The following is a 21,891-nucleotide window of genomic DNA, read 5'->3' as shown; positions in this document are numbered from 1 at the left end:
ATTTAGAAACTTTCATATTGTTGCAACGTTTGGTATGACAATATTATATGAGATATTTTGAAACTAAATTTCTGGAAGAAGCAGACGAATTCATTTCGAAACTCGATCCTAAAACCGTTAAGAAAATCATATATAATATTGACCTCGCTGAGCAAACTAATGACCCAAAACTATTTAAGAAACTTCAACATGACATTTGGGAGTTCCGAACAAAATTCGCTGGACTTCAGATCCGACTTCTAGCTTTTTGGGATAAGAGAGACAATAAAAAAACCTTGGTTATTGCTACCCACGGTTTCATTAAGAAAGTTGACAAAATCCCATCAAATGAAATAAACCGAGCAGTAAGACTTAGAGAGAATTATCTGGCAGAGTTCAATAATTAATAAAATAAGTATGCAGATGAAAACTAAAGAAGTAAAGACATATTCACTTTCCGAAATGAAAGACAAGTATATTGGAAAAGATGGAACAACAGTTCGTGATGAATACGAATATGAATTAAGTATGGACGTTCTGGGCAAGATGATTAAATCTGCAAGACAGGAAAGAAAGTTGACGCAAGAAGAACTAGGGAGGCTAGTTGGTGTTCAGAAAGCCCAAATATCTAAACTCGAAAGCAGTGCTAATAGCGCAACTATTGACACAATTTTGAAAGTGTTTAAAGCTCTTAAAGCAGATATCAATTTTAATGTGAAGCTTGAAGACAACTTTATCAAACTAGCTTGATTAAGGTAAATGACTCCAACATTTTGTGGGAGCCTAATTGTTTAAATGAAATACTGGTTTAAATCATAATAAACAAGAAGTTAGTCACAATGAGCGAAGTCGAAATGTCTCCTATAAGCCTCTAAAAGGATTTCGATCCCGATAGCGCGGGATGCTCAGTCTGACAATGCCAGGCTTTAGAAACAGCCTTTTTTCCATTTGGCTTATGTCAAATTCTACCGCTTAATCAGCTTCCTTACGAAAACTCTGCTATCCGGACTTTCCATCCTAATCACATAAGTTCCTGCGGAAAGTCGAGATATCGCAAGCGTTATTTGTAAAGGACTTTGATGAACTACCTCCACACTAGCGCTAACTTCCATACCATCCGAATTATAGATTCTTATGGAATTCTCAGCAAATTCCAAATCTCCCAAGGCTATGAATTTTACTTCTGAGGAAATTAGGGTCAATAATTCTTTAGTAACTGAATATATTTCTATTCGATTCTGCTTTTCAATAAAAACAATTGAACAGGATTTAGTGGGTCATTTGTGAAGACGTAAATATTACGCTGATCAATTCCCTTTCTTCCTTTAGGGTCAAAAACCACTTTGAGCTGAATAGATTCACCTGGATCAAGTGAATTTTTTGGAAGTTCTAGTCGCAGACATTCGCAGTTGCCTTGAATTTTTTTGATTTCCAGAACTTGCCTTCCTCGATTGCTTAGTACCACATTTTTCACTTGGATATCTTTTGAACTGATCGTTCTGAGATCAATTTCTTTAGGTTCTATCACCAGCTGAGGTACTATTTTCAAGTTATCCTTTGCAAAAGGCGCATAATATTCAAACACATCTGCCAGAACATCAAGGTCAATATAGGAGGTGCTATCCTTCCAATTAATAGAGATTTGATCTTCAAAATACCCAAGATCTCCTTTCAATGCTCCGTCATAGAGCACTTGAAGTAAACCTCGATCATTCGGCATGATTGAATCTGTAAGCTGCATCACACTAATATACTCAGGGCCATTAAATTGTAGGCTGTCCTTATAAAAAATCGTATTACCAAAATTGTAAACCTCCACCTGCTTCAGTTTCGGCACATTTGCAAACACTTCTCCAACATTTACTTTAGAAAGACGGAAGCCTAAATCACCTTTCCTAGTCCTATAAGTTTCCACTGGATCACTTGACTTAGGGATAGCATTTCCTTCAATGTAAAGCGTATCTTGAACACCTTGTAAATTGCCTTTCACCACTATCATTCGGGAAAAGAAACCTGCTCCTGAAGATGGGTCAAATGAAACTTGCAAAATTCCACTTTCTCCCACTCTCAGGGTATCCCTAGTATAATCTACGGTAGTACAACCACAATCAGTCACAACAGTTTCTATGTAAAAAAGTGAGTCTTGGGTATGGGTAAACTGAAATTCCGCCACCTGTAAACCCTGCTCTTCCAACACTGTTCCCAAATCCACCTTATTCACCGCCCAAATCAATTTTGGATTTATAGATTCTTGAGCCACTGCAAGTTGGGATAAAAAGCACAGTAAGATGAGGGTACCAAAGGTCTTTTCTATTCTAATCATGCCCGCAATTAACGCATAATTTCAAACGTATTAAGGACTGATTTACTTAATTTGCAGCAAAATCAGACCAATGGCAAGAGTACTTACAGGCATTCAAAGTAGTGGCAGACCACATCTAGGAAACATTCTTGGAGCGATCGTCCCTGCTATCGAATTGATCAAGCAGAATAAAGAAGAGTCGTATATTTTTATAGCCGACTTGCATTCACTGACCACTTCCAAGGATGGTGAACTACGCAAGCAAAATACACTGGCAGTAGCCGCAGCTTGGCTAGCATTTGGCTTAGACATTGAGCAAACAACTTTCTATCGACAATCAAGAAGACCAGAAGTGACAGAGCTGACTTGGTATCTTAACTGCTTTGCTCCTTTTCCCATGCTTGCAAATGCACATAGCTTCAAAGACAAGGCCGAGAAACTTTCCGATGTAAATGCAGGATTGTTTACCTATCCTGTCTTAATGACTGCTGATATTCTCCTTTATTCTGCTGATTTGGTTCCTGTAGGAAAAGATCAAATGCAGCATCTGGAAATGGCTCGAGACATTGCATCGACTTTCAACCGAATCGTGGGAGAAGATATTTTGACACTTCCTGAAGCAAGAATTGACGAAGTCGTGAAAACTATTCCAGGTACGGATGGTCAGAAAATGAGCAAGTCTTACAATAACTTCATTGATATTTTCCTTCCGGAAAAAGCCTTGAAGAAAAATGTGAATAGCATAGTGACGGATAGTAAAGGCTTGGAAGATCCTAAAGATCCAGAAACGGATAACGTCTTTAAATTATATAGTCTGATCGCCTCAGAAGAGCAGACCAAGCAAATGAGAGCAAGTTACGAAGCGGGAAATTACGGTTATGGTCATGCGAAAAAAGAGTTTATGGAGCTGATCTTGACCAAATATTCCGAAGAACGTAAAGCCTTTGATTACTACATGAGCCATCCTGAGGAAGTAGAGAAAAAGTTGGCTGCTGGCGAAGAAAAAGCAAAAGCTGTAGGAGCAGAATTACTTGATAAAGTACGAGTGAAGTTGGGATTTCGGTAGGTTCTCGCGGCGGCGCGGCGGCGCAACGTTTTGATAACCTTTGAGATACTATCTCGACGACAAAGAAGGAGAAATCTCCTCGAAGGTTTGATATCTTATTTTATAAAAAATGGCTCCGTCAACTATGACGGAGCCATTTTCATTTCTATTACTAATCGTGCCTTTGGTAAGAGACTTAAAAACCCAGCCGAAAAGCTGTACCAAAGGCGCAATCAGTATTTCACTCGATTAAGATAATTGCACAATAAAACCTTCGCGGAATTCTTCGCGTCATTCGCGACTTTGTGGTAAAATCGAAAAACCTTCAAGTGAATCCCGAAGTCTTACTACATTCGGGATTTCACCTCAAAGGTCATTCAATTCTCTGCGAAACCTCAGTGTCCTCAGCGGTTAAATCTTCTACACAAACTCCTTAAAAATAACCGAGGCATTGTGACCACCAAAACCAAAGGTATTACTCAAGGCAACTTTCACCTTTTTCTCTAAAGCATGCTTAGTAACAATCTGTATTCCTTCCGGAATTGCAGGATCAAGATTTTCTGTGTTGATCGTTGGTGGGATGATGCCATCATTGATAGCTTTCACACAAAATATTGCTTCTATAGCTCCTGCTGCTCCCAGCAAATGGCCGGTCATCGATTTCGTGGCAGAGATATGCATGTTGTCATGAGTACCTTCCAAAAGTCTTGAAATAGCCTTTATCTCGCTCAGATCACCGGTAGGTGTAGAAGTAGCGTGGGCATTGAGGTAATCTACTTCCTGAATACTCAGTCCAGCTTCTTGAAGTGCAAACTTCATACACATATAGGCACCTTCGCCCTGAGGATGTGTTGCGGTGAGATGATAAGCATCAGCCGTCATCGCTGCACCTACTACTTCCCCATAGATTTTTGCGCCACGTTTTTTAGCATGCTCATATTCCTCAAGAATCAAAGCTGCTGCTCCTTCTCCCATTACAAAACCGTCCCGCTCTACATCGAAAGGACGAGAAGCGATCATTGGATTTTCATTTCGAGTAGAAAGAGCTTTCAAGGCATTGAAACCTCCCATAGCAGCTTCCGTGATCGGAGCATCCGAACCTCCAGTAATGATCACTTTAGCTTTTCCCCACTTGATGTAATTGAAAGCATCCATAATCGCACTGTTCGAAGATGCGCATGCAGTGACAGGTGTGTAGTTGATTCCCATGAAGCCATACTTCATTGAGATCACTCCCGAGGCCATATTCACAAGGTATTTTGGGATAAAAAATGGATTGAAACGTGGAGTAAGATCATTTCCCACAAACTCTTTCATCTCCTTTTCGAAGGTCCCCATACCGCCTTGACTAGTTCCCCAGATCACACCGCCATCAAATGGTGAAGCAAGTTGGCTCACATCCAAACCAGCATCTTCCATAGCTTCTGCTGCTACATATAAGCCATATTGGGTGTAAAGATCAGAGCGCTTGATATCATTTCTATCTAGCTTCAGTGTAGGATCCCAATTCTTGAGTTCACAGCCAAAGCGAGTTTTGAATTTCTCAGTATCAAAATAAGAGAGCGCAGCAGCACCGCTCTTTCCTTCCTTAGCATTTTGCCAGTTAGAATTCACGTCATTTCCAAGGGAAGATAAAGCTCCCAAACCTGTGATTACTACTCGTGTTGTATTTATCATTTACATTTCTTCGTGGGTAAGTATTCCCGTTTACATGAAAAAACCCAGCTTCACACTGGGTTTTTCCAATTTATTATTTTGTCAAAATAAAATTTAACATCTTATTACTTAAGTATTACTACATGACACTTGTTTCTTATCTGCTCCTCCAAAGGTCTTTCAGCTGTTTGCCATTGATCAACATCACAAATCTCGCTGGATTTGGAATCAATACAATCCGAACATCTTGCTTGTCGAACTGCTCTGACTCAATAGGAACTCCTTGGCTTCCAGAGACCTCATAGCTTATGATACCTTTCGCATCAGGAAGAAGCGGCTTGTAGGCATTGGCGATATAAGCCGTTGGCAGAAGGATGTCCGTATCAGACTTCAACTTATCCTGGATTTTTTCTATTTCAGTTTCAAGTCTATCCTCATAGTTTTCGTTGAAATCGTCCTCCAAATCATGAAGGGCTTCTTCCAAATCGTCATAGCTTGCATCACTATAATCCATAGCGGCAAGTTGATTTCTTTTTTCTACTATTTCGGTAAGCTCCTTATCCAGCGTATCCCAATTCATTCCTTTTAAATTTTTGATTTGATATGCAAAGATGGCAAATCTCTTTTTTTATGTAGAACTATTTCTAATAAATTAACTCACTAGTAGGATTTTTCCGTTTCTACCCGGCTTGTTGTACGCTTCTATTGCAGCTTTCACCTCTGACAGTGGAAACTTCTCCGCAACTTCTGCGGTAGAATCATCACTCATCAAAAAAGATTGAGTTTCCTGATAAAGTTTGGCTCGCTCCTCCTTCGAAATTCGCTGCAATACACTACTCAACCAAAAACCTTCCACTGTAATTTCCTTGAATATCATCATCCCTGTATTCAATGGCATATTTTGCATACTCAAAACTCCAAAAACGTACATCGCTCCAAATTGCTTGAGACATGACAGTGCTTTGGCTCCAAGTTCTCCTCCTACTGCGTCAAATACTGCGGAAACACCTTCTCCTACCTGATCGGAAATCACTTTTCTTAAATCTTCTTTCTCAGTATTGATCACAAGATCAGCACCTAAGTTTGCTAGATAAGTTTTTTGCTCGTCGTGACGAACTGTACATGCCACTTTTATTCCTTTTGACTTGGCTACTTGAATAGCAAATTTCCCGAAAGCAGAAGCACCAGCAGTGAGCAATAGCCATTCACCAGCTTTCAGTTCTGATTTATTAACCATCGCCACTGCAGTCACAGGATTCACAAAAGCCTGGCAAGCGACCTCAAATGACATTCCTTCCGGCATAGGAATTACTTGCTTGGCTGGAAGTGTAATGTATTCTCTCCACGTTCCAGTACTAGTTCCCTGTGCTGTGAACATCACGCGAGTGCCAACTGGAATTTTACCTTCCGCGTCGGATTTACTTACGATCCCAGCAGCCTCAAAACCCGCACTACTTGGCAAAGTTGGCTGAATTCCATAACGACCTTGAATAAACATGAGGTCAGAAGGATTGATATTTCTAGCCTTTACTTGGATCTGAACTTCATCTGCTTTTGGTTCTGGAGCCGGCGATTCTCTTACCTGCAAAACATCTTGAGGCAATCCAGTCTTTTCAAAAATTACTTCTATCATGATTAATTTAGGTTTTTACGTTGCGGTTTATGGTTATCAACTTTGGTGAAATACTTATTTTCTTTAATTAACAGGCTGGAAAACTGAATACCGATGACCGATATGACTCAAATCAAGCGTTTTCCAATCTTATATTATTTAGAGCACTTGAGTGGTAGAAAATCGGATATTTAGATATAAGGAATAACTATTCAATGTACTACTAGCAAGAGTTTCATTGATTTAAAACAATCGATAAACTCATGTATTGAGCTGACTTCCGTTTTCGGTCTCCTGTCTTCAAGCCTCTTAGTCGAAGTGATAATGTTCACTCTATTCATTGCGACTAGCAATATTTCCTAATTAACTAAGAATAATCTGCAATCGTTCGGGCATACTCTAGATCTTTAATTACCTTGAAAAAAGAAAACGAAGCTGCTTATGGATCTCTCTACACTTTTTTCCCTCGAAGGAAAAGTCGCACTAATCACAGGTGCTAGTAAAGGAATAGGTTTCAGCATTGCAGAAATATTTGCCGCTGCTGGTGCCAAAGTCGTGATTTGCAGCCGAAAACAAGGAGCTCTGGAAGAAATGGCATCTAAACTAAAAACAAAAGGATATGAAGTTACCGGTATAGCCTGCAATGTTGGCAACCTTGAGGATCTTCCTTCGCTCGTTCAACAAACTATTGATAAATATGGACAGCTAGATATTTTGGTTAACAATGCCGCAACCAGCCCAGTATTTGGCCCTGTGCATGAAACAAGCTCTGAAGCTTTCGATAAAATCATGAATGTGAATCTGAAGGCGCCTTTCGAACTCTCCAAACTTTGCTGGCCTCACCTCAGGAAATCATCGAATGCTTCTGTAATTAACATTAGTTCTATAGGCGGAATATCACCAGAACATGGATTGGGCATTTACAGTGTAAGCAAGGCCGCTCTGATCTCCATGACCAAGGTTTTGGCAAAGGAATGGGGAGAAGCTAAAATCCGGGTGAATGTCATCTGCCCAGGTTTGATAGAAACCAAGTTCTCAGAGCCTCTGTGGAATAATGAGAAAATCATGAGCATGGTGATGAAAAAACTTGCCATTAAACGCGTTGGATCAGCACATGAAATTGGGGCAATGGCATTATTCCTTGCTTGTCCAGCATCTGCATATACTACAGGTGCTGTCTTCACTGCTGATGGGGGACTTACTATTTAATCCATGACAATTCAAACCATAGGAATCATTGGTTCAGGGAATCTGGGAACAAGGATTGGTCTTCAAGCAGCTATCTCAGGCTATGCCGTGAGCATGTATGATTTGGATGAGCGAAGCTTAACTAGATCAATGGGTTCTATGAAAAAACTGCTATCACATCTAACAAGTACGCGGCAGATAACGGAAGAAATGGGAGTGCAGGCAATGGACAAAATCTTATTCTCTCAATACCTGAATCTTGCCTTACAGAATGTGGATTTGATCAGTGAGAGTGTTGTGGAAGATGCCGCTATCAAAACTAGGGTTTGGAAGGAAATTGGGGAGCTTGCTCCTTCACATACAATTTTCACCACAAATACTTCCTATCTACTTCCTTCTCAATTTGCCGAAGTATCTGGAAGACCTGAGAAGTTCTGCGCCTTTCACTTTCACGACGTTTTCTATTCCAGGGTCGTAGACATCATGCCACATCCAGGAACAGCTCAAGAGGTGATAAGTTTGCTCGAAAACCTTGGCAGAAAGTTGAATCAAGTTCCCATTCTCATCAAAAAAGAACATTCAGGTTATATTTTCAATACGTTACTAATAGCTTGGATCGATGCAGCGGGAAGATTATTAACTGGAGAAATAGCTGAAGTAGAAGCTATCGATAAATCCTGGATGGTAAACTTCGGCATGTCAGCTGGACCATTCGGTATTCTAGACAACGTGGGCTTGGATACAGCATGGCAAATTACCAGTACTAGAAGAAATCCTGCGTCACGAGCTTTTGCAGCACTTCTCGAAACCTATGTGCATCAAGGAAAGCTGGGAACCAAGTCGGGTGAAGGCTTTTATACTTACCCAAATCCTAGTTATAAGCATCCGGATTTTTTGAAATAGTCCAAACAATTTTAACTTTATTAAGATTTCCTAACTACATCACTTCGTAATTGCTTTCACCCATATGTCACCTTAATGAAGCATTTTTGTACCTCCATTGTTCTCAGTTTCTTATTTCTAATTTCACAAAACGGTAATTCTCAGATCTCCTTGAGCAATGAAACAGAATTTCCTGTTTCATTGCATGCACAAGCTGGAATTGCAGAGATATCTACCCCAGATTACACCTTGGAAGATATCCTTGCAAATGAGAGCTCATTAGAATTCAAATTTTTAAAGAACTCAATCACAGATCTTGGGTTTACAAACAAGACATTCTGGGTAAAATTTTCTTTGAATAACAAGGCTGATCAATCGAAAACCTTCTATTTAGAAACCGCAAGACCTATTACAGATGTGGTGCATTTATACCAAGTTCACGAGGGAAAGGTCGTCGCAGATCAGTTGAGTGGAGATATGATAAAGTTTGAGGATAGACCTTTCAACCATAGAAAGATAATCTTTCCAATCACCCTTACAGCGAGTTCTAAATCTGATTTTTATATTAAGTATCAAAGTGATGGAGAAGTAATCAGTCTTCCCTTAATACTTTATGATACACCCTCTTTGGTTTCGTCTTCCTTTTTCAATCAATTGATATTTGGCTTTTTCTACGGCGTACTCTTTATCGCTGGAGTTACATATCTCTTCTTTTATTTTGGAATGAAAGAATCCAGTTTCATCTTCTATGTGAGCTACGTGGTTACAATTGCTCTTCTTCACATGAATCTAGATGGTTACTTTTTTCAATACATCACCTTGGAGCCAGGTTGGTTTGCAAATCGCTCCCTTCTAATTTTCGCCACACTCAGTTCGCTAGCACTTGGTGGGTATAGTTACGTGTATCTCAAGGCAGGTGAACTTTCCAAAGTCATTAAGAATTTATTTCAGATGCAATTTATAGCACATGGGGTTCTTTTTCTCTTGATTGTGACCTATACAGCTGGGCAAGCATTTTATTATCCTACGGTCAATATTTTAGGTTTTTTGACGCTCATTCTGATCATCATCACAATTTTCAAAAGCTACCTCACAGATGTAAGAGTAGATGTGTTCTTTACAATAGGCATTTTCTGTCTGACATTAGGTTTTGTGATTTTCATTCTGAACAATTTCTCTCTAATTCCAAATTCATTTTTCACAGCAAACGCCTCAAAGATCGGAACTGGGGCAGAAATAATCTTCCTCTCACTTTCTATGGCAAATAGAATTCGCTTGCTGAAAACCGAAAAAGAAGAAATTCAGGAAATCGCATTAATGCGTGCAGAGGAATCCAATGACATTAAGTCTTACTTCCTTTCAAACATGAGCCATGAACTTAGAACTCCACTGAATGCGATTGTAGGACTGTCTAAGTCCATAATGAGTAGCACGGACGATACCTCAATCAAAAACAACTTGGAAGTAATTCAATATTCTTCCATGTCTTTACTCGGTTCAATCAATGACATTCTCGATTATTCTAAAATTGAAAAGGGTGAATTGAAACTTGCTCATGGTGATTTTAATTTGCAGAAAATCATACAGGAACTGAAAGTAGTCACCAACCAAAAATCGCGGGAAAAAGGACTTGGATTCATTTACGAAGAGCGCAACAATTTAAACATAAAGCTGGTCGGTGATCCCATAAGATTGAAGCAGATTATCTCTAATGTATTGGATAATGCTACAAAATTCACCCAAAATGGTCAGATCAAATTAGCCGTAGATGCCAAGGAAAAGAAAGGAAATATCGTTACTCTCCTACTGGAAATTGAAGATACAGGAGTTGGAATCGCCAAAGAAAAACTCAACCAGGTTTTTGACTCATTCAGTCAGGAGCAAATCAACGACAAACGAAAATACGGAGGTTTTGGGATTGGGCTCTGCATCGTAAAGGCATTGGTGGATCTACATAATGGATCTATAACTATAAAGAGTGTGAAGAATGAAGGAACTCAGGTCAAGATCAGTATCGATTTAGAAAAATCTATTACTAGTCCTAAAACTCAAGATCTCTTACCTGCTAATCAATCTGAAAAGCTTATTGAAGGAAAACATTTTCTTGTTGTTGAAGACAACACGGTTAATCAGCTGGTGATCAAATCAATCCTAAGAAAATGGAAGGGAGTAAGCTTTGACTTTGCTAATCACGGTTTGGAAGCACTCGAAGCCATGAAAACAAAGACTTATGACTTGATCCTAATGGATCTTCAAATGCCAGAAATTGATGGATATGAAGCGACCGAGTTAATACGCGCTGGGCACTCAGGAATAAATTCTAAGGATATTCCAATTATTGCCGTGACAGCTGACACTACTGAGAAAACTAAGGTCCGTGTTTATGCTATAGGAATGGACGATTACATCACCAAGCCAATTGATCAGGAATTGCTATATGCCAGCGTAGAAAAAGCACTTTACTTAAAAAACATCAAGCTAGATATAGACATATAGGTAGTTGCCTCCCGGACGAGATCATTCAAAATAGTTACTGAACTCCGCGTTTAAATTCTGTGGTGGGTAAATAGTCTATGGGCAAAAGATCGCCCACTCGTTCCCAACCTATGTAACCTTCGACAACTAAGCCAAAGGGATCTGAAAGGCTGCCATTTTCAAAAATCTCCAAAGAATCAACAGCCATTCGCATGATTGATGTTTGATTATTTCGTGGCCCTCTGCTTAGTCCTTGCGCGTACAAAAAACTCTCCTTTTCATTTAGATAAGTGACTAGAATATGATCCGAAAATTCCAAATAATCTCTCGTTCCTATGTTTTTACGAATAGCAATGGAGGTAATCAGAATGCTATCAACCCTGTCTATAAATTTACCTGGACGATCTGGGTCCTTTTCACGAAATAATCTCCTCATCTCAAAACCCTCAGCCACAGTTTTACCATCATATACAGCTTTCAAAAAATGCTGCATACTTCCATAGTACGCTTCCAGCCGATTTTTTTCGACTCTTCGCTGTTTGCCCTTTGAAAGATTTGAATCAGGTATGAAAAGGGGGAATCCGCTGTAAGTCACTATCCCACTTCTATAATCATTGCGAAAATGCTCAAGCAAATACTCCACCCGGTAGCCCAGATTAATGTTATCGATTTGTAGAATATCCCTTGAGGATGCTATGAGCGTACCGGGGATAGACTGATCATTCAATATCATGGACAATTCATTTAATATTTCGGTATCTCTACTATTCTCTGACGTTCCCAAGAAAAATTTTTTGAAATCATCTAAATTCCTATACCAAGAAGGATCGCGCACGTCACTCACCTCCATTTCATCCAAGTCTTCATCTACAGAGATCAGCTTAAATCGATACCCCTGAGGCTGAACAGTAGAAGCAGGAAGGTTAAATGTGAGGCCTTCATAGCCTAGAATCCGAATGATCACTTCATAATTCCCATCGGGGATATCCAATGAAAACTTACCTTCTTCGTCAGATGAGGTTCCAAAAGTAGTATTTGCTAAAAAAACTGAGGCGTAAGGAATAGGCTTTTCTGTCTCAATATCTTCAATAGTTCCTTTAAAAATTGCCTGAGCATAAGAAGAGGTACCTCCAAAAAACAAAAACAAGCCTAAAACAATCTTAAATAGCATTGAATTAGGCTTGCTCATATATCAATTTGAACTTGAGTTCTTGATTAATTACTTACTTTTTCTTGGCGAATTTCCCGCCTTTTTTCTTAGGCTCAGGCTGGTTTTCGATGATATGAAGCGTCTCCTCATACGTCAGCGTTTCAGCTTCCTTGTCCTTTGGGATTTTAAAATTATTCTTACCCATCTTGATGTATGGCCCCCATCTACCATTCAATACTTGAATCTCAGGATTCTCATCAAAAGATTTGATATGCTTTTTCGCATCCGCTTCACGCTTATCTGTGATTAATTGGATTCCTTCTGCCTCAGTGATACTCAATGGATCCATTTCCTTTGGAAGAGAAACAAATGCTCCATCGTGGCGCACATAAGGCCCAAAACGTCCAATTGCTGCAACCATCTTTTTTTCTTCAAACATCCCGATATCACGAGGTAGTTTGAACAATTCAAGCGCATCTTCCATCGTGAGATTTTCGATAAACTGCCCTTTCTTCAAACTTGCGAACTGCTTCTCCTCATCTTCAGAATCACCAATCTGAACCAAGGGTCCAAATTTTCCAAGTCTAGCGATCATCGGCTTTCCACTTACCGGATGATTGCCAAGCTCTCGGTTGGAATTGATTTCCTGTCTAGGAATCAGTTCTGTATCTTCTACATTTTTGTGGAAATTGCCGTAGAAGGATTCAAGCATATCTTGCCAAACCTGTCCTCCTGAGGCAATATTGTCAAACTCCTTCTCTACCCTCGCAGTAAAGCTAAAGTCAATTACATTGGGGAAATGCTCCACTAGGAAGTCATTTACCACCATCGCTATGTTGGTAGGAAAAAGCTTTTGCTTCTCTGCTCCTGTATTTTCAGTTTTAGTGGCGTCTTTAAATGCCCCACTTTTGATGATCATTTCCACATAATCTCTTGGAGTTCCGTCTCTAGACTCTTTGATCACGTATTCACGTCTTTGGATTGTAGAGATTGTAGGTGCGTAAGTAGACGGACGACCGATTCCAAGTTCCTCAAGCTTCTTCACCAACGATGCTTCTGTATATCTAGGAGAAGCTCTGGAGAAAGTCTCACGACCTTTCATCTCTTGAAGCGCTAGGGCCTGACCAATTGTCAAAGGTGGCAAAAGAGCCTTTCCTTCATTGGTATCATCCTCTTCAGGCTCGTCATCGGTATCTTCAAGATACACTTTGAGGAAACCATCAAATTTGATAATCTCGCCAGTAGCGACCAAGTTTTGTGGCTGATTTGAAATATCTACTGTAATGATAGTCTTCTCCAATTCTGCATCTGACATCTGCGAAGCAATAGCTCTCTTCCAGATCAGCTCATAGAGGCGCTGTTCGTTACGTTCGCCGCCAACCGAGGAGTTAGCAAAGTCCGTAGGGCGGATGGCTTCGTGAGCCTCCTGAGCGCCTTCAGACTTGGTTGTGAATTTTCTTGATTTATGGTATTTATCACCGTAAGAATCAGAGATTGCTTTTTTGGCTGAAGCCATGGCATCATCCGATAGATTTACACTATCGGTTCTCATATAGGTGATCTTACCAGCTTCATACAGTTTTTGAGCTACAGACATTGTCTGGGCAACTGAAAAGTAAAGCTTTCTACTTGCTTCCTGCTGAAGCGTAGATGTAGTGAAAGGAGCCGCTGGGCTTTTCTTCCCTGGCTTTTTCTCAAGATTAGCTACAGAAAATTTTGAATCAAGGCACTTCTTTAAAAATTCCTCAGCTTCAGCTTTGGTATCAAATTTCTTTGGTAGTTCCGCTTGGAATGTTTTTCCTTCAACTTCAAAAATCGCTGTAATTCTAAAGCTTGATTTCGCGTTGTGTTTTTCTATTTCCCGCTCTCTGTCAACTATTAGACGTACCGCCACAGACTGAACTCTTCCTGCTGATAGGCCAGTCTTAATTTTCTTCCATAGTATAGGAGAAAGCTCAAAACCTACCAATCTATCCAGAATACGGCGAGCTTGCTGCGCATTTACTAGATCGATATCAATTCCTCTTGGATTTTCGATCGCTTTAGTAATCGCATTTTTGGTGATCTCTCGAAAGACAATTCGTTTGGTATTCGCATCCTTAAGTTTTAGCACCTCCTTTAAATGCCAAGAAATCGCCTCTCCCTCGCGATCATCATCACTCGCTAGAAAGACCATCTCTGCATCTTTTGCTAATGCCTTAAGATTCTTAATGACATCTTTTTTATCGGCAGTGACCTCATAGGTAGGATTGAACCTATTTTTAATATCGATCGCTTTATCGCCTTTTGGCAGATCCCGCACGTGACCGTAGCTGGATGCTACCTTATAGTCCTTGCCCAAGTATCCCTCAATGGTTTTGGCTTTAGCAGGTGACTCGACGATAACAAGGTTTTTTGACATAGAAAAGCAATATTTCTGGGGTTTGAAGCCCGTTTAGAAAAGCTAAAAATAGATGGCATTGTATTCTCGTCCAAATATTTAAAATTGATGGCCCCCGATTTGGTGGGATTTTTGATCAAAGTAACTCATACTTTTAAGCCTTTAAACCACTTATCATGAAGCAATTGTTTTTACTCAGACACGGAGAAGCAGGTTTTTCTTCAGGTTCAGATTTTCAAAGGCAACTCACCAAAAATGGAAAAGAAAAGCTGATTCGTTTAGGAGAAAATTTAGATTCAACTCATAAATCGATGGATTTGATGTATTGCTCCTCTGCCGAGAGAACCATGGAGACTGCTGAATTGATCGAAAAATACATCACTATAAAGGAGCGTATTTATAATAGAGATATCTATCACGGCGACATGGGAGAAATGATAGCATTCTTGGAAAAAACTTCCAATTCAATTGATTCTTGTCTATTCGTGGGACACAACCCTACTATTAGCTTACTTCTGTCTCATATTTCTGGAGAGAATTACTTGGGTTTGCAACCAGGAATGATGGGGGTGATTGATTTGGAAATCTCAGATTGGAAAATGATAGGCTATGGAACTGGTGTCTTGAAAGAGATTATTCAGTGAGATGATTTGCTGGAATCACACCTACTATTTTATTCCTTTAATAATCAGTGTGGAAGGCCTTCCGATAGCTATTGGGAGATGGAAGACGAAATTGGCTTCAATGCCAGATTCGAGCTTTTTATAAAAGGCTATTAAAGGACAATGGTCAAGAGGCCGATGATTATATTCAGTTGTTATAAATTCACAAGTCATTTTTCTATTAAATCCATATTTTTAAATTTTAACAAGAAAATTATAATTCATAAACCATTTTTAAACTTACTTCTACTATATTCACAAAATAATGTATAAATGATCATTAAATTAAAGCCATTTATTAGAGATTAAGCAAATTAAACTTTTCATTAAACCGTACAAAATTCGGAATATTAACCCGAAACCAAACCCAAAGTATTCGAATGAATCCATTGACATGGAACCAATCGTCGATCGAAGATCTATTGGCGAATCTGATGAGTACCCTTTACGAATATACCAACCCAAATTGTGATTAACTTAAGTTAGAATCTCATTTTCCTAATCTCAGAATTTATGAGAGCTAGAATAATGTAAAATGAAAAAGCCCTGAATATAATAATTCAGGGCTTTTTCATGTGTTTTCAATTTCTTAGAAATCTGTAGACTTACCATCAAGATCAAGCTTTTTGATCCAGATATTACGATAAAATACATCATGACCTTCCGCTTGTAATTTCAAACCTCCTGGCGTGTCGGTTATTCCTTTCCCACCATCATTCCCACCGTCAAGACCTGAGTTTGGACCACCCCAAACCTGCTGTATCTCTTTATCTTCATGGATTTTTACTCCATTGAAATAAACAGTGGCCCGAGGCTTGGCAACTAATTTACCATTTTCAAAACGCGCTGCCTTGAACACTATATCATATGCATTCCATTTCCCTAAGCCATTATACTCCTCTGAAGTGGGAATATGTTCGTTGATCAATGCAGCCAAACCATGATCGCCATAGTCTCCGTCAAGAATTTGAACTTCGTAGCGGTTCTGAAGATATACCCCTGAATTACCACCTTCATTTTTGATAAAAAACTCAACATGAGCATGAAAATCCTCAAACTTGTCTTTGGTCACAATATCCGCTGCACCATATTTCCCTCCAGCTCCAGCAGGATCGTTACTGCTGATTGCTTTCCCCCCATCAACTGGATCCTTCACTTCAGGCCATTTGATTGGATTTTCTGCTGCGAATCGTGGTCCTTGCCAGTATTCCCAATTTTTATGTAAGGATTTTTTTGTTCCATCAAGGTAAATCTTGGCACCCTTTTCGGGCTTGGCTCCAACGCCGGTTTGAGCTTGTACAAGTGTAAAAGCTCCGATTAATGCGAGACTAAGTGATAGTCTTTGGAATGTTTTGTAGATCATAGATTTTAGGTTTAAGTTTTTCTTTCAAAAATAGTTCTTAGATAATGTCCGATTGTTCAATTTGGTTAATTTTAAACAAAATAAAACCTTTTATGCTATGAAATGGGAAGGAAAAAGAAGAAGCTCCAATGTTGATGATAGACGGGGTCTTAGTGGTGGCGGTTCGCGTGGTGGCGGATTTAATCCTATGTTAATTGGTCCATTGATAAAAATTCTGTTTTCCAAAACGGGTCTAATCATCGTCGGCATAGTCATCGCTATTTCAGTAGTAACTGGCACCAATCCTCTAACCTTCTTGGGGAATTTCATGGGTGGTGGAAGTCAAGGATTCACGACGGAAACCAACTATACTCCTACTGCTGAGGAAGATCGACTCGCTGCTTTTAGCGAAACAATTCTAGCTGACACAGAGGATGTATGGAACCAAGTTCTCCAAAATTACAGAGAACCTACCTTAGTGCTTTTCAATGGACAAGTATCTTCTGCATGTGGAATGGCTTCAAGTGCTACAGGACCATTTTATTGCCCAGCCGACGAGAAGCTTTACATAGATTTGAGCTTTTTCAAGGAGATGGAAGTAAAGTTAAAAGCTCCTGGCGATTTCGCTCAAGCCTATGTAATTGCTCATGAAGTAGGACATCATATCCAGAAAATCATGGGGGTCACTGACGAAATGAATAGACTTCGAGGTCAGGTAAGCGAGAAAGAATACAATCAATATTCTGTAAAATTAGAACTGCAGGCTGATTTCTTAGCGGGCGTTTGGGCTAATCACAGCCAAAAATCACTTGGATGGATGGAAAAAGGCGATTTGGATGAAGCCCTAAACGCTGCAAATGCAATCGGAGATGATCGCCTTCAAAAGCAATCCTCAGGCCGAGTAGTTCCTGATTCCTTCACACACGGCACATCTGCACAGCGGATGAAGTGGTTCAAAAAAGGTTTTGATACGGGAGATATCAATCAGGGAGATACATTTGGCGCAAACAATCTTTAATACTGTTCAATTAGTCTCCAACACTAGAATTTGCTCTGGGTTGAGCTGGTGGATGAATTGTCTGAGTAAGTAATAGGTCTCAGGCACTTGAGTCACCAGCTCAAGTTGAGAGGGAATGTCGTCTGAGATCTGATCATTTTGTATGTAGGCAAATTTGCTCAGCATTCCGCTTTCAAAAATGCAATAAGTAGTTTCATTCGAATCTCTACCATTCAGCTTGATTAGAATTTCCTTTTGACTTTCTTTGATTTTAGCGATAAACTCTGAAATCCTGCTATTGTAAACCTCTGGTTGTTCGTGCAGGTCACAAGCTCCCTCGCATCTTGATTCATCCCATTCCTCACAATTTACTTTTCGGAGTCCGCATAATTTTGGACAAAGACCGTAGGTATTGATTCCTGCTTTTAGAAATGAATTGGCCTCTTCTATAGAGAAGAAAGATTCGATAGGTTTAAAAAATTTGGAAATCTTCGAAATTTGAAATCTCCCATACCCTGAATTATCTTCATAATGAAATAGCCCGAAAAGATTTTTAGGAAGCTTCAATGCTGAATTATATTTAGGCCATAATCTCTTGATTTCTAGCGTTTCAAATAACAAAGCCATAAATTCACTTCCTGTCAGCTCCCATTTCAAATCAAAAACCTCTGTTTTGAGTTTGGATTTCAAATTTGGTAATACCTGCCCTGAAAAGTGATTTTTAAATCGCTCTCTGATATTGATAGCTTTCCCCACGTAAATTACTTTCCCTCGCTCATCTAGCATGTAATAAACACCACATCCTGTTGGTATTTCTTTGAATCTGGAATGGGGGAAATTGGGTGGCAGAAAAGATTCTCCCGTGTTTTTCTTGAGCGATTGATTGATGATTTGGTAGTCAGATTTGATCATACGATCAAACAATATAGCAGTCGCTTTCGCATCGCCCATCGCGCGGTGTCGAGCTTCAATCTGGATTTTTTGGCTTTCGCAAAGACGTCCTAAGCTATAGGAGCCTAATCCTGGATAGACTTTTCTACTCAACTTTACTGTACATAGCTTAGGCGTTTTCAACTCCCTGCCCTCTCTCAAAAATGCCTCACGAAGGAAACCAAAATCAAAACTAACATTATGTGCAACGAAAACTCTATCGTTAAGCAGCTCCCAAAGTTCGTCCTGAATAACAGAAAAAGTAGGCATATGACGAACCATAAAATTATCTATCCCTGTCAATCCAGTGATGTAGGTGGGAATCGCTTGCTCAGGATTAATAAGTGTCTGATATTCTCGTATAATCGATTCTCCGTCGTGAATGAGCACTGCTACTTCTGTAATTCCACCGTATTTGGCTGCGCCGCCAGTGGTCTCAATATCTACTATGGCAAATTCCATGGGCTAAAAGTAGGAATTAGATTTTTCAGTAAAGAATTAACTGTCACAGAATGACGGAAAATTTCAAGAGATTTTGAATTGTAATTACCTACAAGATGCCAGCTGTCTTTTTTTTTATTTAGAACACGATTTGGGTTATACTACTTATACTTTAGATCCTAAGGATTAAATCAATTCATAACCTTCTGCTTCGGAAGCTATATGCAGTGACAAGAGGAAATGGCCTAACATTTAAAAGAATACAAATCAGGTATTGACCTTAGCAGCTAATAGAATTTCTACATTTAGATCAAGTCTTCACCAGCTGAAGACATTGTGTAATAGATCTGAAATAGTCTTTAGCTAATCAGGCTAGACTAGTGGATTTGAAACATATTCACCAATGTTATTTAGAATTTCTACAATACATAGCCCTCAAAACAATAACATTCTATTCATTTTTTCACCACTCATCCTATAAATGCAACTTTGTTTCATTTATTCTGGTTTAAAATTCCAAAGACATTTACTTTTGCATTGTGAATTTGAAAACAGGAATATTATTAGTGCTCATATTGTCGCTAGGATTTAAAGTCCAAGCACAGGATTGTAACCTCTCAATTAGAGGGAAAATCATCCATTTGGAAAACAATGAACCCATTGAAGCAGCATACATTTGGGTAATCGAGGCTGAAGAAGGGGCCGTAAGTGATCAAAACGGCAATTTTACGGTTAGAAATCTTTGCAAAGGAACATACACTGTGACGATACAATACCTTGGTCATAAAGGAATTAAAGATACTATTCTTTTAGAATCAGGTACGTTCACCAAAACCTACAGGCTAGAAGAAGAAGCTTTAGGACTACAAAGTGTAGAAGTGCACGGCCATCGAGACGCCGTGACCACTACTACAGCTGTATCGGCACTTTATGGTGAAGCCTTACTAGAATCCAGAGGTGAAAACCTAGGTGAAAGTCTAAGAAGAATCTCTGGTGTCTCTACTTTTTCGACTGGAAATAGCATCTCAAAACCTGTAATCCACGGAATGCATAGTAATCGTATCATGATTATGAATAATGGAATCCGGCTGGAAGGGCAACAATGGGGAGCTGAACACGCACCTGAGATTGACCCTTTCTTAGCGGATGAAATCACAGTGGTAAAAGGTGCTGAGACAGTTAGATATGGCCCTGAGGCAATGGGTGGAGTGATTTTGGTAAATCCAGCTCCTCTTCCAACTAAAAAAACAAGCAAGACAAGTCTAAATCTAATCGCTGGAAGCAATGGAAGAATGGGAAATATTAACCTAGTCCATGTAGGCGGATCAGACAAAATCAAGGGCTTAGGATATCGGGTTCAAGGCTCCGCAAAAAGATCTGGAAACGTGAAATCACCAGGGTATTTTCAGCGTAACACAGGTGTTTCAGAGTTAAACTTAAGTAGTTCGGTAGGTTACAGTGCCAAAAAAATAGGTATCGAAGCCTATTACAGCCTTTTTCAAAGCGAATTGGGAATTTTGACTGATGCGCACACAGGCAATCTTTCTGACTTAGAAGCAATCATTGAAAATGGTAGACCATTTACTGACGGGGAGTTCGACTATGCCATCATCAATCCTAAACAGCGTGTTACTCATCATTTGGCTAAATTGAAATCTCATTACCATATTTCAGAAAGCTGGAAATTGAATTTCCAATATGGGTTTCAACTGAACCACAGACAGGAATTTGACAAAAGACGAGGTGATCTGAATGAAAATGCAAGTTTAGATCTGGAGCTTTTCACCAACACAATCGATCTGTATGTGAACCATACCCATGAGAATGAATTCAGTGGAACTTGGGGGATCAACTTTATCCAACAGGCAAATACCAATATCCCTGGTACTGGAGTGACACCATTAATTCCAAACTATGACATGGCAAACGTGGGTTTCTATGCCATGGAAAAGTATTCCAAAGGCCCGCTGGAAGTAGAAGCAGGACTGAGATATGACTTTAGAAATGTAAGTACTGCCAGATATATCGGCCAAGAACTAAGAACAGCAAAGCTGGATTATCAAAATTTATCAGCGTTCATCGGTGGTCTTTATCATATCAGTCCAGACTTGACCTTTAATTCCAATCTTGGATCAGCTTGGAGACCACCGAATGTCAATGAGTTATTCAGCGAAGGTCTTCATCATGGAGCTGCAGCAGTGGAAATTGGGAATTCTGATTTGGAGTCGGAGAAATCGCTGAAGTGGATCAACGAACTTCAATATGATGGAAAAAGAACTCATTTGGAGTTTACAGCCTACCTGAATCCTATCAGCGATTACATTTATCTAAATCCAACAGGAGAAGTTTTTGTAAGCCTGAGAGGTACCTTTAATATCTATGAATACTTGCAAGCCAACGCATTATTCTATGGGTTTGACTTTGCGGGTAGTTATGAGTTTACAGATAGGATCAGTGGCTACCTGAAAGGCTCTATTGTCCAGGCTAAGAATACGGATAACGATAGCTATTTCCCTTTTATTCCTTCCAATAGAATGGATTGGGGAATCTCTTATGATTTCGCGAAGGATGCTGGATCGCCGACAAATAAAATCACGGTAAGTAATGTGTTGGTAGCAAAGCAAAATAGAGAACCAGCTTTTGATATTGCACCTCCTCCACCCGCTTATGCGCTTTTCAATCTTTCCTATCAAAAGCAATTCAACCTAGCAGACGATAAATTGAACCTAGGACTACAAGTACAGAACCTGTTCAATACAAGTTACAAAGACTACATGAATCGCTTCCGGTACTTCACCTACGATATGGGAACCAATATTCTTCTTAAAATCAATTATGAATTCTAACCAA

The 21,891-nt window shown here is 39.5% G+C and carries 18 protein-coding genes; 9 read left to right on the top strand and 9 right to left on the bottom strand.

The genetic code is table 11. The annotated features are described in order from the left end of the window. Positions 1–47: 47 nt before the first annotated feature. Both BVH02_RS15100 and BVH02_RS15095 read left to right on the top strand, forming a co-directional pair. Complete coding sequence (locus BVH02_RS15100; protein ID WP_086502302.1) at positions 48–386, top strand: type II toxin-antitoxin system RelE/ParE family toxin; 339 nt, start codon at positions 48–50, stop codon at positions 384–386. 16 nt (positions 387–402) lie between these two features. Further along, positions 403–729 (top strand): helix-turn-helix domain-containing protein, encoded by a 327-nt coding sequence (locus tag BVH02_RS15095; protein WP_086502389.1) that lies wholly within the window; start codon positions 403–405, stop codon positions 727–729. A 215-nt stretch (positions 730–944) separates the two neighbouring features. Here BVH02_RS15095 and BVH02_RS15090 read toward each other — a convergent pair whose 3' ends face one another. Further along, a complete protein-coding gene (locus BVH02_RS15090) occupies positions 945–1,181 on the bottom strand; it encodes a T9SS type A sorting domain-containing protein (protein WP_086502301.1) in 237 nt (78 codons plus the stop codon). Positions 1,182–1,207: 26 nt separating this feature from the next. Then, the gene (locus tag BVH02_RS15085; RefSeq protein ID WP_086502300.1) at positions 1,208–2,302 is read right to left on the bottom strand and encodes a DUF1573 domain-containing protein; all 1,095 of its coding nucleotides are present in this window, start codon (positions 2,300–2,302) and stop codon (positions 1,208–1,210) included. Positions 2,303–2,372: 70 nt separating this feature from the next. Here BVH02_RS15085 and trpS point away from each other — a divergent pair, with 70 nt between their 5' ends. Next, positions 2,373–3,347, top strand: coding sequence for a tryptophan--tRNA ligase (gene trpS / locus BVH02_RS15080; RefSeq protein WP_086502299.1), 975 nt, complete (start codon positions 2,373–2,375; stop codon positions 3,345–3,347). Positions 3,348–3,746: 399 nt separating this feature from the next. On the opposite strand, the gene fabF is transcribed toward trpS, so the two are convergent. The 3 genes from fabF to BVH02_RS15065 form a co-directional block, all read right to left on the bottom strand. Continuing rightward, positions 3,747–5,003: a beta-ketoacyl-ACP synthase II gene (gene fabF, locus BVH02_RS15075; RefSeq protein WP_086502298.1), complete on the bottom strand. Its 1,257-nt coding sequence runs from the start codon at positions 5,001–5,003 to the stop codon at positions 3,747–3,749. Positions 5,004–5,139: 136 nt separating this feature from the next. Further along, positions 5,140–5,562 carry a hypothetical protein gene (locus BVH02_RS15070; RefSeq protein WP_086502297.1) on the bottom strand — a complete coding sequence of 141 codons (423 nt, stop codon included), beginning with the start codon at positions 5,560–5,562 and terminating at the stop codon, positions 5,140–5,142. Between the two features lie 72 nt (positions 5,563–5,634). Further along, on the bottom strand, positions 5,635–6,615 hold the full coding sequence (locus BVH02_RS15065) for a zinc-dependent alcohol dehydrogenase family protein (protein ID WP_086502296.1): 981 nt from the start codon (positions 6,613–6,615) through the stop codon (positions 5,635–5,637). A gap of 420 nt (positions 6,616–7,035) precedes the next feature. Between BVH02_RS15065 and BVH02_RS15060 the strand changes: the two genes are divergently transcribed. From BVH02_RS15060 to BVH02_RS15050, 3 genes are all read left to right on the top strand, one after another. After that, positions 7,036–7,803 carry an SDR family NAD(P)-dependent oxidoreductase gene (locus BVH02_RS15060; protein WP_086502295.1) on the top strand — a complete coding sequence of 256 codons (768 nt, stop codon included), beginning with the start codon at positions 7,036–7,038 and terminating at the stop codon, positions 7,801–7,803. Positions 7,804–7,806: 3 nt separating this feature from the next. Beyond that, positions 7,807–8,685, top strand: a complete 879-nt coding sequence (locus BVH02_RS15055; protein ID WP_086502294.1) for a 3-hydroxyacyl-CoA dehydrogenase NAD-binding domain-containing protein — start codon at positions 7,807–7,809, stop codon at positions 8,683–8,685. A 150-nt stretch (positions 8,686–8,835) separates the two neighbouring features. Further along, on the top strand, positions 8,836–11,160 hold the full coding sequence (locus BVH02_RS15050) for a hybrid sensor histidine kinase/response regulator (RefSeq protein WP_223271875.1): 2,325 nt from the start codon (positions 8,836–8,838) through the stop codon (positions 11,158–11,160). 34 nt (positions 11,161–11,194) lie between these two features. On the opposite strand, the gene BVH02_RS15045 is transcribed toward BVH02_RS15050, so the two are convergent. After that, on the bottom strand, positions 11,195–12,328 hold the full coding sequence (locus BVH02_RS15045; protein WP_086502292.1) for a carboxypeptidase-like regulatory domain-containing protein: 1,134 nt from the start codon (positions 12,326–12,328) through the stop codon (positions 11,195–11,197). A gap of 34 nt (positions 12,329–12,362) precedes the next feature. After that, positions 12,363–14,690: a type I DNA topoisomerase gene (gene topA, locus BVH02_RS15040; protein ID WP_086502291.1), complete on the bottom strand. Its 2,328-nt coding sequence runs from the start codon at positions 14,688–14,690 to the stop codon at positions 12,363–12,365. Between the two features lie 155 nt (positions 14,691–14,845). On the opposite strand from topA, the gene BVH02_RS15035 reads away from it, so the two are divergent. Beyond that, positions 14,846–15,313: a SixA phosphatase family protein gene (locus BVH02_RS15035; protein WP_086502290.1), complete on the top strand. Its 468-nt coding sequence runs from the start codon at positions 14,846–14,848 to the stop codon at positions 15,311–15,313. Between the two features lie 607 nt (positions 15,314–15,920). On the opposite strand, the gene BVH02_RS15030 is transcribed toward BVH02_RS15035, so the two are convergent. After that, entirely contained in the window at positions 15,921–16,694 is a 774-nt protein-coding gene (locus BVH02_RS15030) for a 3-keto-disaccharide hydrolase (RefSeq protein ID WP_086502289.1), read from the bottom strand. Between the two features lie 97 nt (positions 16,695–16,791). Between BVH02_RS15030 and ypfJ the strand changes: the two genes are divergently transcribed. Further along, positions 16,792–17,691, top strand: a complete 900-nt coding sequence (gene ypfJ / locus BVH02_RS15025) for a KPN_02809 family neutral zinc metallopeptidase (protein WP_086502288.1) — start codon at positions 16,792–16,794, stop codon at positions 17,689–17,691. A 6-nt stretch (positions 17,692–17,697) separates the two neighbouring features. Here the strand turns inward: ypfJ and BVH02_RS15020 are convergent, their stop codons facing one another. Next, positions 17,698–19,062: an exonuclease domain-containing protein gene (locus BVH02_RS15020; protein WP_086502287.1), complete on the bottom strand. Its 1,365-nt coding sequence runs from the start codon at positions 19,060–19,062 to the stop codon at positions 17,698–17,700. Positions 19,063–19,580: 518 nt separating this feature from the next. Here BVH02_RS15020 and BVH02_RS15015 point away from each other — a divergent pair. Further along, on the top strand, positions 19,581–21,887 hold the full coding sequence (locus tag BVH02_RS15015) for a TonB-dependent receptor (protein WP_086502286.1): 2,307 nt from the start codon (positions 19,581–19,583) through the stop codon (positions 21,885–21,887). Positions 21,888–21,891: the final 4 nt, after the last annotated feature.

This window comes from Algoriphagus ratkowskyi, from assembly GCF_002150505.1.
Lineage (GTDB): Bacteria > Bacteroidota > Bacteroidia > Cytophagales > Cyclobacteriaceae > Algoriphagus > Algoriphagus ratkowskyi.
Note: the sequence above shows the minus strand (reverse complement) of the source record. Positions and strands in the feature narration are given on the sequence as shown.